At 60.5% G+C, this 14,190-nt stretch carries 13 protein-coding genes; 6 read left to right on the top strand and 7 right to left on the bottom strand.

Going from position 1 to position 14,190, the window contains the following annotated elements; genetic code table 11:
• Window positions 1-65: 65 nt before the first annotated feature.
• Genes R6X40_RS19690 through R6X40_RS19670 form a run of 5 tightly spaced genes read right to left on the bottom strand, consistent with a single transcriptional unit; the run spans window position 66 to window position 6,315 of the window.
• Window positions 66-1,793: an acetyl/propionyl/methylcrotonyl-CoA carboxylase subunit alpha gene (locus R6X40_RS19690; protein ID WP_318415504.1), complete on the bottom strand. Its 1,728-nt coding sequence runs from the start codon at window positions 1,791-1,793 to the stop codon at window positions 66-68.
• Between the two features lie 43 nt (window positions 1,794-1,836).
• Complete coding sequence (locus tag R6X40_RS19685; protein ID WP_318415503.1) at window positions 1,837-3,438, bottom strand: 5-oxoprolinase/urea amidolyase family protein; 1,602 nt, start codon at window positions 3,436-3,438, stop codon at window positions 1,837-1,839.
• A gap of 7 nt (window positions 3,439-3,445) precedes the next feature.
• Window positions 3,446-4,252 (bottom strand): putative hydro-lyase, encoded by an 807-nt coding sequence (locus R6X40_RS19680; RefSeq protein ID WP_318415502.1) that lies wholly within the window; start codon window positions 4,250-4,252, stop codon window positions 3,446-3,448.
• A gap of 22 nt (window positions 4,253-4,274) precedes the next feature.
• Window positions 4,275-5,039 (bottom strand): 5-oxoprolinase subunit PxpA, encoded by a 765-nt coding sequence (locus R6X40_RS19675; protein ID WP_318415501.1) that lies wholly within the window; start codon window positions 5,037-5,039, stop codon window positions 4,275-4,277.
• A gap of 10 nt (window positions 5,040-5,049) precedes the next feature.
• Window positions 5,050-6,315 (bottom strand): NRAMP family divalent metal transporter, encoded by a 1,266-nt coding sequence (locus tag R6X40_RS19670; RefSeq protein ID WP_318415500.1) that lies wholly within the window; start codon window positions 6,313-6,315, stop codon window positions 5,050-5,052.
• Window positions 6,316-6,708: 393 nt separating this feature from the next.
• Between R6X40_RS19670 and R6X40_RS19665 the strand changes: the two genes are divergently transcribed.
• Window positions 6,709-7,377, top strand: a complete 669-nt coding sequence (locus R6X40_RS19665) for a GntR family transcriptional regulator (RefSeq protein ID WP_318415499.1) — start codon at window positions 6,709-6,711, stop codon at window positions 7,375-7,377.
• A 206-nt stretch (window positions 7,378-7,583) separates the two neighbouring features.
• Window positions 7,584-8,975 (top strand): family 16 glycosylhydrolase, encoded by a 1,392-nt coding sequence (locus tag R6X40_RS19660; RefSeq protein WP_318415498.1) that lies wholly within the window; start codon window positions 7,584-7,586, stop codon window positions 8,973-8,975.
• A gap of 40 nt (window positions 8,976-9,015) precedes the next feature.
• Here the strand turns inward: R6X40_RS19660 and R6X40_RS19655 are convergent, their stop codons facing one another.
• Both R6X40_RS19655 and R6X40_RS19650 read right to left on the bottom strand, forming a co-directional pair.
• Window positions 9,016-9,477 (bottom strand): acyl-CoA thioesterase, encoded by a 462-nt coding sequence (locus tag R6X40_RS19655; protein ID WP_318415598.1) that lies wholly within the window; start codon window positions 9,475-9,477, stop codon window positions 9,016-9,018.
• A 124-nt stretch (window positions 9,478-9,601) separates the two neighbouring features.
• A complete protein-coding gene (locus R6X40_RS19650; protein WP_318415497.1) occupies window positions 9,602-10,255 on the bottom strand; it encodes a GntR family transcriptional regulator in 654 nt (217 codons plus the stop codon).
• A gap of 187 nt (window positions 10,256-10,442) precedes the next feature.
• On the opposite strand from R6X40_RS19650, the gene R6X40_RS19645 reads away from it, so the two are divergent.
• The 4 genes from R6X40_RS19645 (at window position 10,443) to R6X40_RS19630 (ending at window position 14,160) form a co-directional block, all read left to right on the top strand.
• Entirely contained in the window at window positions 10,443-11,870 is a 1,428-nt protein-coding gene (locus R6X40_RS19645) for a M20 family metallopeptidase (protein ID WP_318415496.1), read from the top strand.
• 66 nt (window positions 11,871-11,936) lie between these two features.
• Window positions 11,937-12,656 carry an ABC transporter permease gene (locus R6X40_RS19640; RefSeq protein WP_318415495.1) on the top strand — a complete coding sequence of 240 codons (720 nt, stop codon included), beginning with the start codon at window positions 11,937-11,939 and terminating at the stop codon, window positions 12,654-12,656.
• Window positions 12,656-13,381: an ABC transporter permease gene (locus R6X40_RS19635; protein ID WP_318415494.1), complete on the top strand. Its 726-nt coding sequence runs from the start codon at window positions 12,656-12,658 to the stop codon at window positions 13,379-13,381. The genes R6X40_RS19640 and R6X40_RS19635 overlap by 1 nt, the downstream gene beginning before the upstream one ends.
• Window positions 13,378-14,160: an ABC transporter ATP-binding protein gene (locus tag R6X40_RS19630; protein WP_318415492.1), complete on the top strand. Its 783-nt coding sequence runs from the start codon at window positions 13,378-13,380 to the stop codon at window positions 14,158-14,160. The genes R6X40_RS19635 and R6X40_RS19630 overlap by 4 nt, the downstream gene beginning before the upstream one ends.
• Window positions 14,161-14,190 lie beyond the last annotated feature (30 nt).

Raw genomic sequence — 14,190 nt, 5'->3', positions numbered from 1 at the left:
CAGCAAAACGCTCGCGGCTTGACCAAACCACGAGCGCTCTGAAACTTGCCCTGCAGGGGCAGGGCTTACTCGATACGGGCGAGCGCCGAACCGGCATTGACGTAAGCGCCCTCTGCAGTCTTGATCCGCAACACGCCGGACCGGGCCGAAAGGATCTGCGTTTCCATCTTCATCGCCTCCATCACGGCGATCAGGTCGCCCTCTTTGACGCTATCGCCATCATTGAATTTCCAGGCCTGCAGCGTACCGGAAATAGGAGCCGTGACAGCAGCGTCGTCCTCTACCTTCACTGTGTTCGCCGGATCGGCCGTCTGCTTGTTCAGGCCGCCGAGACCGGCAAGCAGGGAGGCTGGAATGCCGAGTGCGTGGCGCTTGCCGTCGATCTCGACATGGGTGCGGATGAGCGATGTATCGGCGCCGGGATCGGGCCGGGCTTCAGCTGCCAGGGTGTCTGCGAAATCGGTCTCGATCCAGCGCGTATGAACCTTGAAGCCATCCTTGCCGATGAAATCAGCGGCTTCCATCGCAGCGCGGTGGAACGGCAGGACCGTGGCAATGCCTTCGATCCTGAATTCCTTGAGCGCGCGGCGGGCGCGGGTTAGCGCCTGTTCGCGGGTGGCGCCGGTCACGATCAGCTTGGCCATCAGGGAATCGAAGGTGCCAGGAATAGTCGAGCCGGAGACGACGCCGCTATCGAGCCGCACACCGGGGCCGGATGGAGCTGCGAATGTGGTAATTGTGCCTGGTGTCGGCAGGAAGCCGCGGCCGGGATCCTCGGCATTGATGCGGAATTCGATCGAATGGCCGCGCGGTGCTGGCGTCTCGGTGACGAGGAGCGGCAGGCCGTCGGCGATGCGGAACTGTTCGATGACCAGATCGATGCCGGTCGTCTCTTCGGTAACAGGATGCTCGACCTGCAGACGCGTATTGACCTCGAGGAAGGAGATCGTGCCGTCAACGCCGAGCAGGAATTCGACCGTGCCCGCACCGGAATAGCCGGCGGCGGCACAGATCTTTTTCGCGGCGTCATGGATCGACTGGCGCTGTGCGTCGCTGAGGAAGGGGGCGGGGGCCTCTTCGATGAGTTTCTGGTTGCGCCGCTGCAGCGAACAATCGCGGGTGCCGAGCACGACGACATTGCCGTGCTTGTCGGCGATGACCTGTGCCTCGATATGGCGTGGACGGTCGAGGAACCGTTCCAGGAAACACTCGCCGCGGCCAAAGGCTGCCTTGGCTTCACGCACGGCCGACTCATAGAACTCGGCGATGTCTTCCATGTGCCAGGCGACCTTGATACCGCGGCCGCCGCCGCCGTGGGCGGCCTTGATCGCAACCGGCAAGCCGAATTTTTCGGCAAAGGCAATGACCTCGGCTGCCGTCTCGACCGGGCCGTCGCTGCCGGCAACCAAAGGCGCGCCGACACTGGTGGCGATCCGCCGCGCCTGCACCTTGTCACCAAGAGCTTCGATAACATGCGGGTCCGGGCCGATCCAGATCAGGCCGGCATCGACAACGGCGCGGGCGAACTCAGCCCGCTCGGACAGGAAGCCATAGCCAGGATGCACGGCATCGGCGCCGGAGCGCTTAGCGATGCCAATCAGCTTTTCGATATCGAGATAGGTTTCCGCCGGCCGGCTGCCGGAAAGCCCGTAGGCCTCGTCGGCCAGCTGGACAAACAGCGCGTCCATGTCCGGATCGGCATAAACAGCAACCGAGGCAGTGCCGTAATCGCGGCAGGCGCGGATGATGCGGACGGCGATTTCGCCACGATTGGCAATCAGCACTTTTTTCATGGGATCTATCCTCATTGTCTTTGGTCGGCCGGGCATCGCGATCTCAGGCCTTGGCAGGCTTTATATCGGCGAAGGCCGTCACGGGCCGGAAACGGATCTTTGCATTGACCGGGATCTGCCCGGCGAGATCGAGATGATATTCAGCGACGGTGCCGATTACCGGATAACCGCCGGTCAAAGGATGATCGGCGAGGAACAGCACCGGTTGGCCGCTGTGCGGCACCTGAATGGCGCCGGTGGCGGTGCCTTCGCTCGGCAGTTCGGCCTTGTCCTTGCGCTCAAGCGGGACGTCGCCGGAAAGGCGGATGCCGACACGGTTGGACTGCGGCGTCATCGTCCAGAGCTGTTGGGAAATCGTTGCGATGCCGGTCTCGGTAAACCAGTCGCTGCGCGGGCCCATGATCACGTCGAGAATCACCGTTTCGCCGGAGGCCGGATGATCGAAGGCCGGGGTCTCATTGAGCGAGACAGGCATCAACCCCTTCGTTTCGGTTTCGATGGTCAGCACGGTTCCGGCCGATACCGGATCCGGGCCGACGATCGCCAGAGTATCGGCGGAGGCACTGCCAAGCACAGGCTTGACGGCAAAGCCGCCGCGGATTGCCAGATAGCTGCGCATTCCCTCGGGGGCCTGGCCAAGCGTGACGATATCGCCGGGTTCCAGCGAAATCGGCTGGTAGGTTTCGGCCGTCTGCACGCGGCCGGATGTATCGCGAATGAGAATAGGGCAAGGGGCACCGGTGATGCCGAGCACTGCGCGGCCGGTGATCTCGAAGGAAAAACCACCAAGCGTGATCTCGAGACAGGCGAAATTGACAGGATTTCCGGCGATGCGGTTGGCGGCCTTGAGCGCGCCGAGGTCGAGTGCGCCGGAGGACGAAACGCCCTGACCGGTCTGGCCGAACCGGCCGAGATCCTGGAATAGCGCCGGCATGGGGGAAGCCAGCACCTTCAGCGCCACCACACCGGCTGCCGGGGCAGGCGTCGGCTCTACCGGAGCCTTGGCTGTACCGGCCGGTGCGGCGGTCTTGCTCTTTGCGAGATCAACAAAGCGCACCCGGTAACCCGGCTGGAACAGCGCTGGCGGATCGCGTGACAGGTCCCACATCTTTTCCGGCGTCGTGCCGATGATCTGCCAGCCGCCGGGGCTTGCCTGCGGGTAAACGCCGGAGAAGGCGCCGGCCAGCGCGACTGAGCCTGCGGGGATTTTCGTGCGCGGGCTCTGGCGGCGCGGCACCTGCAGGGCGGGATCGCCACCGACGAGATAGCCGAAGCCGGGGGCAAAGCCGCAGAAGGCGACGGTGAATTCGCTGTCTGTGTGGCGGCGGATGACCTCTTCGACCGACAGGCCGGTCAGCTCGGCGACATCCGCCAGATCCTCGCCGTCATAGCGGACGGTGATTTCGACGCATTTGTCGGATGGCGCGGCGCGAGCGGAGAGATCGCGCGTGGCGATTGCGCCGGCAAGCGTTTCAGCCGTCAGCTTTTCCGGCCGGAAACGGATCATCAGGGTGCGGGCTGCGGGCACCATGTCTTCGATGCCGTCGACCGGATCGGCTTCGAGCGAGGCAAACAGCGCTAATGTCTCGTCGAGATCGGCGAGTTCGACAAGCAGGACTGTCAGGCTGACGGGCAGAAAACGCATCGGGACCTCAGGCGTGATAAGCGGAATCAGGGATATCGGTGATGAACATATGCCCCGGTGCATGAGTGATGGCAAACGGCACACCGGACGCCATGACGGCTGCCTGCGGGGTGACGCCGCAGGCCCAGAAGACCGGGATTTCACCGGGTTCGATACGCACCGGATCGCCAAATTCGGGTTTGGCCAGATCCTTGATGCCGATCTCTTCCGGTGCGCCGATATGCACGGGCGCGCCATGCACCGCAGGGAACCGGCCGGAAATCGTCGCAGCATCGGCAACGCGCGAGGCGGGGATCGGCCGCATCGACACAACCATGTTGCCGTGCAGTCGCCCTGCCGGGCGGCATGGTTTGTTGGTCAGATACATCGGCACATTGGACTTGTCGGTGATGTGGCGGATTTCGATCCCGGCTTCCACCATCGGCGTTTCGAAGGTGAAGCTGCAACCGATCAGAAAGCTGACGAGATCGGGATGTTCGGCCCAGGCGGACCGGGCATCGGCCGTTTCCTCGGCAAGCTTGCCGTCGCGCCAGATGCGATAAAGCGGGATGTCGGTGCGCAGGTCAGCGCCGGGGGCGAGCAGAGTGGCATGCGAGCCCGGATCGGAGACGTCGAGGACCGGGCAGGCCTTCGGGTTGCGCTGTGCATAGAGCAGGAAATCAAAGGCCCAGTCGCGTGGCAGCACGATCATATTGGCCTGGGTGAAACCGGGAGCAATACCCGATGTCGGCTCGATGGCACCGGCGCGGTAACGCTCACGCGCCAAACGCGCCTGCTCGGCATTCACATGGCGCAGATGGTCTATCGCGATCATTGTGTTCCTCCCAGAACGTCCATCAGGCCGAAAGAAACGACCGGACGGTAATGCCGTCTGCCTCGAAGGCGCGGCGGATTTCCTGTGCGATGGCAACGGCGCCCGGGCTGTCGCCATGAACGCATATCGATTGCGCATCGACCGTGATGGTCGAACCGTCGATGGCTTCCAGGGTGCCCTGGCGGGCAAGCTGCAGCATACGGCGGGCAATCAGTTGCGTATCGTGCAGCACGGCGCCAGCTTCGCGGCGCGAAACCAGCTGTCCGTCCGGTGTATAGGCACGGTCGGCAAAGGCTTCGGCGACCGTTTTCAGACCCGACGCCTGGGCAAGCTTGAGGATCGGCGCGTTGGCAAGACCCATCAGAACCAGCGAGGGATCGATCGCCTTGATCGCATCGATCACCGCCTGTCCCTGTTTCGGGTCATGGGCGATACGATTGTAGAGCGCACCGTGCGGCTTGACATAGCCGACGGTGACGCCAGCGGCTGCGGCCATGCCTTTCAGCGCGCCGATCTGGTAGATGACGTCGGCGATAAGTTCGCCGCTCGTCACATCCATGTCGCGCCGGCCGAAGCCGACGCGATCGGGATAGGAGACATGTGCCCCGATCGAAACACCCTTTTCGGCTGCGGCCTTGACGGTAGTCCAGATACCGGCGGGGTCGCCGGCATGGAAGCCGCAGGCAACATTGGCGCTGGAAACGATGCCGAGCATCGTTTCGTCTTCGCCCATGCGCCATGCGCCGTAGCTTTCGCCGAGATCGCTGTTCAGATCGATGGCTGTCATGTCAGGTTCCTCAGGCGGCTGTCAAAAGGGCGAAGATCGGGCCGATCGACTTGTAGCCCATGTACCAGGTCAGAGCGCACACCAGAACGCCGAGCACCAGCAGCCAGCGCGGATAGCGGTAACCGGCCATAAGATCGGACCGTGCCCAGGCTGCATAGATGAAGATCGACAGGCCGATCGGCAGGATCAGGCCGTTCAGGCCGCCAACGAAAACAAGCATCTGCGCCGGGGGCGTGGTGATGATCACGTAGAAGAACAGCGAGACCGCAATGAAGATCACGGTCGCGATGTTGCGCGCACGTTCGCTGATGTCCTTCTTGAAGACGGTGATGAACGATACCGATGTATAGGCGGCACCGATGACCGAGGTGATGGCGGCAAACCACAGAACGGCGCCGAAGATGCGATAGCCGGTCTCGCCCGCAGCCGCCTGGAAGGCCTGTGCTGCCGGATTGGCGCCCTTGCCGGACACATCGATGACCACGCCGCTGGCGACCACACCGAGAATGGCAAGGAAGAGAACATAGCGCATCAGGCCGGTGACGGCGATACCTGTCAGTGCTGCACGGTTGACGGCGCCGAGGTTTTCGATGCCGACGGTACCCTTGTCGAGCAGGCGGTGCGCGCCGGAATAGGTGATGTAGCCGCCGACCGTGCCGCCGACGATGGTGGTGATCGTGGCGAAATCGATGGTGGAGGGCAGGAACGTCTGGAACAGCGCATCGCCAACCGGCGGGGCCGAAACGATAGCGACATACAGCGTCAGAACGATCATCAGGATACCGGCGACCACGATCAGCCGGTCAATGGCGACGCCAGCGCGGCTTGAGCTGAAGATGCCGATGGCGATCAGCGCGCTGATCGCGCCACCCCATTTGGGATCGAAACCCATCATGGCGTTGAGGCCAAGACCCGCGCCACCGATATTGCCGATGTTGAAGAAAAGGCCGCCGACAATGACGAGGATTGCCAGCACGTAGCCGGTGCCGGGGATGGCCGCATTGGCAATGTCGGATGCGCGCATCTTGGTGAGCGTCACGATCCGCCAGATGTTCAGCTGAACAACGAAATCGATGAGAATTGACGCGAGGATCGCGAAGGCGAAAGCGGCGCCGAGCTTGCTTGTGAAGGTGGCTGTCTGGGTGATGAAACCCGGACCGATGGCAGATGTCGCCATCAGGAAGATTGCTGCGACAAGTGCGGCGCGCCGCGACTTTGCCGACATGCCTGACGTGGGCGGTGCCCCCTTGTTGGGTGAAATAGCTGACTGTTCCATGAACCCTCTCTTTTATATTTGCAGGCGCCCACAAATTCCTCGGGCTGTCCCACGTCAATTTTATTGACAGCCGCAACCTCGCCGTATTTCACAATTCTGTCAATATTGTTCAACGATTATTATTTCATCGTTCCATCATATTGTTGAAATGTTGAGCTTTTCATGTGTGAGTCAAAAGCAGATATATCTCTATGCTGTGCTTCTCAGGTTCTTTCGCAGTGTGGGTGGCGATGGTCCTCGCAAAGCCGATGGCGCAAATCCAGGCTGCCTGCCGCATGGAAGCTGCAAAGCATACTCCTATCCACGTCTTCGACCCAGACCCCATTTCCAAGAGGAGAAAACCACGATATCGGTCAACCATGAGGTGCTTATCGCTTCGAATGAAGGACGTGTATGACTGATCAGGACATGACATCCGCACTTGCTCCCCGCCTGGCGGAAGCGATCCGCAACAAGCTGATCGCTGGCGAACTCAAGCCCGGCCATCGTCTGTCGGAAGTAAAATTGAGCACCGATCTCCAGGTTTCCCGCAACTCTCTGCGCGAGGCATTCCGGCTTTTGACCAAGGAGGGCCTTCTGCGGCACGAGCCGAATCGCGGCGTCTTCGTTGCCATCCCCAGCATGGCATCGATCATAGATATCTACCGCGTGCGCCGCGTCATCGAGTGCCGGGCCGTGGCGCAGGCCTACCCGAAGCATCCTGCGGTTGGCCGGATGCGGGCGGCTGTGGAAGAGGCGCGTGCCGCAGGCGCCAGGAGCGATTGGGGAACGGTCGGCAGCGCCAACATGGTCTTCCATGCGGCGATCGTCGATCTCGCTGACAGTGAACGTCTCAACGCCTTCTATCTGCAGATTGCCGCGGAGCTGCGTCTCAGTTTCGGACTTCTTGACAGCCCCGAACTTCTCCACGAGCCCTATATCGAGCTGAACGCCTCAATCGTCGAAAAGCTGGATGCGGGCGAGATGCAGGAGGCCGCGGCGGCACTGGAGACCTACCTTCTCCAGTCAGAGCGAACCGTTCTGGCAGCCTTTTCGCGCATTCCCGACAAGGGAAGAGCTTGAAACGCGCCCCTGTTTCGAAATCGATCACACGTGATCCAAAACGGGATCGCTTGTCTGCGTATTAACGTAGCTTGATGGTTTAACGCGTTTCATCCCAATCCATGATGGGGAGATTCGGCAGCCTGCTGTAGCTTGGGTGCGCTGCGGCATCGATCTCGTTTTCTGGTGCCGCTGGCTATGACCAGCAGTACCGGCAGGAGATGATCATGCGCAAAACCGTTTTGAATGCCCTTGGGCAACCCCTGTTCTACAGCGACAGTTCGACCGGGTTTTTCTCCGCAACCGGCGCCGGTCCGACGCTCAAGGGAACGGCAGGCAATGATTCCATGTGGGGCGATAGTGCCGTCAATGTCACGATGGCCGGCGGCACGGGTGACGACATCTATTATCTCTATTCGGCGATCAACCGCGCCTACGAGGCGGCGGGTCAAGGGATCGACACGATCAGCACCTGGATGAGTTATACCCTGCCGGAAAATTTCGAAAACCTGACCGTCACCGGCGATCTGCGCCATGCCTTTGGAAACGCTGCCGACAACATCATCAAGGGCGCTGCCGGGCGGCAGACGCTGGACGGCGGAGCCGGTAATGATGTGCTTATCGGTGGTGCGGGCGCAGACACCTTCATTTTCACCAAGGGCAATGGCAGCGACCTTATCGTTGATTTCGACGCCAATGATATTGTCCGGCTGAACAATTATTCGATCACGTCCTTTGATCAGGTTCTCGCCAATACAAAGCAGGAAGGCGCGCATCTCCGGTTCGATCTCGGCGATGGTGAAAGCCTGGTGTTTGCCGATACGACCAAGGCCGATCTGCATGCAGATCAGTTCGAACTAAGCCTTGACCGTTCCGTTTTGGCGCAGACATTTGGCGACGATTTCAACACGCTTCGGCTGATGAACGGAACGGAGGGGGTCTGGGAACCAAAATACTGGTGGGCCCCTGAGAAAGGCGCCACCCTGTCGGGGAATGGCGAACTTCAATGGTACATCAATCCATCATATGCGCCGACTGCCGCCAGCAATCCGTTTTCCGTCAGCAACGGCGTGTTGACGATCACGGCGGAGAAAACGCCCGACGCGATCAAGGTGGAGGTCGGTGGGCACGATTACACGTCCGGCATGCTGACGACGCACGCGTCGTTCTCGCAGACCTATGGCTATTTCGAAATCCGCGCGGATATGCCGGAGGAAAGAGGTGTTTGGCCGGCTTTCTGGCTGCTTCCGGAAGATGGCTCCTGGCCGCCGGAACTGGATGTCGTGGAAATGCGCGGTCAGGATCCCAACACCGTGCATGTAACGGTTCACTCGAACGAAACCGGGAAGCAGACGTCCGTCGCCACCGCCGTCAGTGTCTCCGATACGAAAGGTTTTCACACCTATGGGGTCCTGTGGCAGGAGGATGAAATCGTCTGGTATTTTGACGACGTCGCTGTCGCACGCGCCGACACGCCGTCCGACATGCACAAGCCAATGTACATGCTGGTCAACCTAGCCGTCGGCGGCATGGCCGGGGCGCCAACCGACGGGCTCCCCCACGGTTCGGAAATGAAGATCGACTATATTCGCGCTTATACGCTGGACGATCTTGCCTGATATCAGCCTCGAATATTTTAGATTAAAGTCTACGCCTAAGTTATTCTTCTGGCTCGGAACCCGCCGCTTTGAAGCGTTCTTCAAATTCGCGCCTGAGGCTGCGCCTTACCAGTGCCGCACGCTCGCGGCGCTTGGCGATGCCGGTCTTTGGGTTGTAGGCGGGGACGTTGGTCGGGCGTCCGTCCGCGTCGACGGCAACCATTGTGAAATAGCAGGAATTGGTGTGCCGCCGTTCGCCGGTGCGAATGGTCTCCGCTTCGACCCGGATGCCGACTTCCATCGACGTCCGGCCGGCATAATTGATCGAGGCGCGAAATGTTACAAGTTCGCCGACATGGATCGGCTGCCGGAAGACGACCTGATCGACTGACAGGGTGACGGCGTATTCCTGCGAGTAGCGCGAGGCGCAGGAAAAGGCGACGCGGTCGAGTAGGTTGAGCAGCGCGCCGCCATGGACCTTGCCGCTGAAATTGGCCATGTCGGGCGTCATCAGAACGACCATCTCGAGTTGGCTCGTGTCATGACCGGTTTCCAAAACACACCTCTCGATCGTAATTCCCGAAATTTCTGCGATTATCTACAATGATCCGGGACTGTACGACACAACCCGCGTCCCGGGCACTTGCTCATACCTGCTTCGGAATGTCCGCTGGCTGGCGGATATGCACGGCGATCAGGCGCTTCAATTCTTCAACGTCTCGTGCTGCGAGCGCATCGATCATCATGTGATGCTCGCGGCCTGACTTTTCGATTCGCGCCCGGGTCCGCCATTGCGAAACGGGGGCTGACGAGGTGCGCTGGCGAATTTCAGACACCAGATCGACCAGTTCCTGATTGCCACCCAGAAGCAGCAACTCGCGATGAAAGGCCAGGTTGGCCTCGTAGTGCTCAAGGATAGTCCCGGTCAGGGTCATTTCATCGAAATACCGGGCAAGTCCACGCAAGGCGGCGATACTGTCGGTCGTCACATTGGCAACCATCATGTCCGCCATGGCGGTTTCCAGAATGATGCGGATATCGCCGACTTCTTTGGCGCGCCGATCATCTGGCTGGTAGACGTGGTAGCCTCGATTGGGCACGTGGGCGACCAGCCGCTTCTGGGAGAGGCGGTCAAGCGCGCGGCGCACCTCCGGCCTCGTGCAATCGTACCGGCGTTCGAGGTCGATTTGCTTCAGCCATGTCCCCGCGGGTAGCATGCCGGTCAGGATGTCTTGAAGAACAAGTTCGGTGACGTCCCGCTCTTCGGATACGCCAGCCGTTTCACTTTGAACTTCGCTCATGAATTCTTCCTGTTGTCATAGACCGGCGGCGCAAGCCGATCCGAGGTTTTCTTTTAGCCGAGTTTCGGCAATTGCAACGCAAATGGCGCAAATAAAATTATTCATCGGGGCCAGTTGCGCAATTTATTTTTGTATCATAAATTGGCGCCAATATTGGTAACTATAAAACAAGCGGGTCCCCAACGCCATGAAAAACTCCGATTCCGTCTGGGATTTCGTCGAAGCGAAACGTGAGGCTTTCTTCGCGCTCAGCGACAGTGTCTGGGATGCGCCTGAAACGAACTACGAGGAATTTCGCGCCTGCGAGGCACATACGTGCCTGTTGACGGAGGAAGGTTTCCGCGTTGAGCGCAATGTTGCGGGGCTTCCAACGGCCGTCATGGGCGAAGCAGGCGAGGGTGGTCCGGTCATTGCCATCCTTGGCGAGTTCGATGCCTTGCCAGGCCTCAGCCAGGAAGCTGGCGTCGCCAAGGAGCGGCCGCTCGTCTCCGGCGGCAATGGCCACGGCTGCGGTCACAACCTTCTGGGCTCCGGCTCGATGATGGCTGCAGCTGCGGTGAAGGATTTCCTTGCGGCCAACGGCCTGAAGGGGCGCGTGCGCTACTATGGCTGCCCGGCGGAAGAAGGGGGTTCATCCAAGGGTTTCATGGTCCGGGCCGGTGTGTTCGACGATGTGGATATCGCCATATCCTGGCATCCGGCGGCGTTTTCCGGCGTCAACAACCCGATATCGCTTGCCTGTAACGAGCTTAATTTCCACTTCAGCGGCCGCGCCTCGCATGCGTCGGCGACCCCGCACCTCGGGCGCAGTGCCCTTGATGCCGTCGAGTTGATGAATGTCGGCGCAAACTATATGCGCGAGCACATGCCGTTGTCGGCGCGTGTTCATTATGCCATCACCGATGCCGGTGGTCCGGCACCCAATGTCGTTCAAGCCAGGGCGACGGTGCGCTATCTCATCCGCGCGCGGACCCTGACCGAACTGCTGAGCCTCGTCGAGCGCGTCAAGAAGATTGCCGAGGGTGCTGCCTTGATGACGGAGACGACGGTACGCAGTGAAGTCGTCAGCGGCGATGCCAATCTCGTCGGCAATACGCCACTCGAGGAGTGCATGTTCGCCAATCTTCAGCGCCTCGGTCCGCCCGTCTTTGATGCGGCAGACAATGAGGCCGCGCTGACATTCCAGCAGACATTTTCGCCGGAGGATATTGCAGCATCCTATGCGCGCTTCGGCGTCAAGCCGAAGAAAGGGCAGGCGCTGTGCGATCTCATCTATCCTCTCGGCGCTGGCGATGGGTCGATCGTGGGTTCGACTGATGTCGGCACGGTCAGCTGGGTCGTACCGACCGTGCAGATGCGTGGTGCAACATATGCGATCGGCACGCCGGGACATTCCTGGCAGCTGGTAGCGCAGGGCAAGCTTCCAGCTGCGCACAAGGGCATGGAGTATGCGGCCAAGGTCATGGCGAGCACAGCACTTGACCTGATTGCCGATCCGGCTCTGATCGAAGCCGCCAAGGCCGATCACAAAGCACGGCTCGATGGGACCCCGTTCGTCAACCCTATTCCGGATGACGTTTCTCCGCCTCTGCCGGAGAGCCCCAATGGCCGGTAAGCAAAGCTTTCAGGAGCCATCTCGTCAAGGCGGGGCGGTTTGCTGCCTCTGCAGAACGGATCCGTCATGACCCAGCCCGGATTTTTCGATCTGTTGAGCTTCGGCCCGGATGGCTGGGCAAAGGCGTTGCTCGCCGGTGCCTGGATGACGATCCTGATTGCGCTATCCGGCTACACGATCGGCGCCGTCATCGGTACATTTGGCGCCTGGGCAAAGATTTCCGGCGGCAAGGGGCTGCGCATCGCTGCCGATGCGTACACCACCGTCCTGCGTGGGATCCCGGATCTACTCGTTATCTATCTTCTCTATTTCGGCGGAAGTGCTGCGATCACCTCGATCGGCCGGCTTTTCGGCGCCGATGGTTTCATAAGCTTCCCCGGCTTTCTCGCTGGTGCGCTTGCGGTCGGGATCACGTCGGGTGCGCAGCATACGGAAGTATTTCGCGGCGCGTTCAAGGCGGTCCATCGCGGCGAAATCGAGGCGGCGATTGCCTGCGGCATGTCGCGCTCGCTGCGCTTCCGTCGCATCATCGCGCCCCTGACATTGCGTCATGCTCTGCCCGGTCTCGGAAATGTCTGGCAGGTCGTTCTGAAGGAGTCTGCTCTGGTCTCCATCACGGGTGTCGTCGAACTTTTGCGCCAGTCGCAGATCGGTGCCGGATCTACCGGTCTTCCCTTCGACTTCTACCTGATCGCCGGCCTGATTTACCTCGCCATCTCGACCGTCTCCAGCATCGCCATGCGACAGGCTGAGCGTCATTTCAGCCGCGGCGTGAGGAGAGGCTGATGGATTGGGAATTCACACAGGAAACCTTCATCAGCCTCGTTTCGGCCCTGCCGCTGACCCTGTCGCTTGCCGGGACGGCAATCGCCCTTGGCGCCGTTTTGGCTCTGGCCCTGGCTCTGGCGCGCACCTCGGGTATCGTGGTTCTCGACTGGTTTGCCCGCGCCTATGTCTTTGTCTTTCGTGGGACGCCGCTACTCGTCCAGATCTTCCTGATCTATTACGGTCTCAGCCAGTTTCCCGCTGTTCGTCACAGCATTTTCTGGCCGGTCCTCCGCGACGCCTATTGGTGCGCGGTGATGGCGCTGAGCCTCAACACCGCCGCCTATGCCAGTGAAATCATTCGCGGTGGATTGCTGTCGGTACCGCATGGGCAGGTTGAGGCAGCAAGGGCCTGCGGCATGCCGCGATTGATGGTCTTCCGGCGCATCGTGCTGCCCCTGGCGATCCGTCAGGCCCTGCCGGGTTACGGCAACGAAATGATCTCGATGATCAAGGCAACGTCGCTCGCCTCCATCATCACACTGATGGAAGTCACGGGCGTCGCCGCCCGGATCATCTCTGAAACCTACCGCGCCATCGAAGTGTTTGTCGTGGCGGGCTTCATCTATCTGGCAATCAATTTCCTTCTGACGCGTTTGGTGCAGTTGGTCGAATTCAAGCTCAGCCCGCATTTGCGGCAACCGGAAAACGCCGCGCAAGCGGTTATTGCAGGAGATGCGCGATGAACCTTCCCTTGTCTGCGGCGGGATCGCTGGCGCTGAGCGTCAAGGACCTTCACAAGAGCTTTGGGCCGATCGAGGTCCTCAAGGGAATTTCCCTTGATGCGAGGGAAGGCGAGGTCGTGTCGATCCTTGGTTCCTCCGGGTCTGGAAAATCCACCTTTCTGCGCTGCATCAACATGCTGGAAACGCCCGATTCCGGCAGCGTGACGGTCGGTGGCGAAACCATCCGAATGGTGCCCGCCCGCAACGGCAAGAGCAAACCGGCTGACGTTGGACAGGTGGATCGTGTTCGCTCAAAACTCGGCATGGTGTTCCAGAGCTTCAATCTGTGGACCCACAAGACCATTCTTGAGAACATTATCGAAGCGCCTTTGCATGTCCAGAAAAGGCCGCGCAAGGAGAGCATCGAGGAGGCCGAAGCGCTGCTTGCCAAGGTCGGTATCGCCGACAAGCGCAATCAATATCCCTCGCATCTCTCCGGCGGCCAGCAGCAGCGCGCGGCGATTGCCCGTGCGCTGGCCATGCGGCCGGATGTCATGCTGTTCGACGAACCGACATCGGCGCTCGATCCCGAGCTCGTCGGAGAAGTTCTGCGGGTCATGCGCTCGCTCGCCGAAGAAGGCCGCACCATGCTGATCGTCACCCACGAGATGGGCTTTGCACGCGATGTCTCCAGTCGGGTGATCTTCCTGCACAAGGGGCTGGTTGAAGAAGACGGCAGCCCGAAAGACGTTTTCGAGAATTCCAGATCCGACCGTTTCCGGCAGTTTATCAAGGGATGAGTGCCGTGACCAATCCAACAACTGATCAAA

The organism is Rhizobium sp. PL01, assembly GCF_033447125.1.
Lineage (GTDB): Bacteria > Pseudomonadota > Alphaproteobacteria > Rhizobiales > Rhizobiaceae > Pararhizobium.
This window is presented reverse-complemented; position numbering and strand designations above follow the sequence as displayed.

What these genes read in the sequence shown, in the direction of transcription:
- R6X40_RS19690 (WP_318415504.1), bottom strand. Translation starts at nt 1,793, where the DNA reads ATGAAAAAAGTGCTGATTGCCAATCGTGGCGAAATCGCCGTCCGCATC.
- R6X40_RS19685 (WP_318415503.1), bottom strand. Translation starts at nt 3,438, where the DNA reads ATGCGTTTTCTGCCCGTCAGCCTGACAGTCCTGCTTGTCGAACTCGCC.
- R6X40_RS19680 (WP_318415502.1), bottom strand. Translation starts at nt 4,252, where the DNA reads ATGATCGCGATAGACCATCTGCGCCATGTGAATGCCGAGCAGGCGCGT.
- R6X40_RS19675 (WP_318415501.1), bottom strand. Translation starts at nt 5,039, where the DNA reads ATGACAGCCATCGATCTGAACAGCGATCTCGGCGAAAGCTACGGCGCA.
- R6X40_RS19670 (WP_318415500.1), bottom strand. Translation starts at nt 6,315, where the DNA reads ATGGAACAGTCAGCTATTTCACCCAACAAGGGGGCACCGCCCACGTCA.
- R6X40_RS19665 (WP_318415499.1), top strand. Translation starts at nt 6,709, where the DNA reads ATGACTGATCAGGACATGACATCCGCACTTGCTCCCCGCCTGGCGGAA.
- R6X40_RS19660 (WP_318415498.1), top strand. Translation starts at nt 7,584, where the DNA reads ATGCGCAAAACCGTTTTGAATGCCCTTGGGCAACCCCTGTTCTACAGC.
- R6X40_RS19655 (WP_318415598.1), bottom strand. Translation starts at nt 9,477, where the DNA reads ATGGTCGTTCTGATGACGCCCGACATGGCCAATTTCAGCGGCAAGGTC.
- R6X40_RS19650 (WP_318415497.1), bottom strand. Translation starts at nt 10,255, where the DNA reads ATGAGCGAAGTTCAAAGTGAAACGGCTGGCGTATCCGAAGAGCGGGAC.
- R6X40_RS19645 (WP_318415496.1), top strand. Translation starts at nt 10,443, where the DNA reads ATGAAAAACTCCGATTCCGTCTGGGATTTCGTCGAAGCGAAACGTGAG.
- R6X40_RS19640 (WP_318415495.1), top strand. Translation starts at nt 11,937, where the DNA reads ATGACCCAGCCCGGATTTTTCGATCTGTTGAGCTTCGGCCCGGATGGC.
- R6X40_RS19635 (WP_318415494.1), top strand. Translation starts at nt 12,656, where the DNA reads ATGGATTGGGAATTCACACAGGAAACCTTCATCAGCCTCGTTTCGGCC.
- R6X40_RS19630 (WP_318415492.1), top strand. Translation starts at nt 13,378, where the DNA reads ATGAACCTTCCCTTGTCTGCGGCGGGATCGCTGGCGCTGAGCGTCAAG.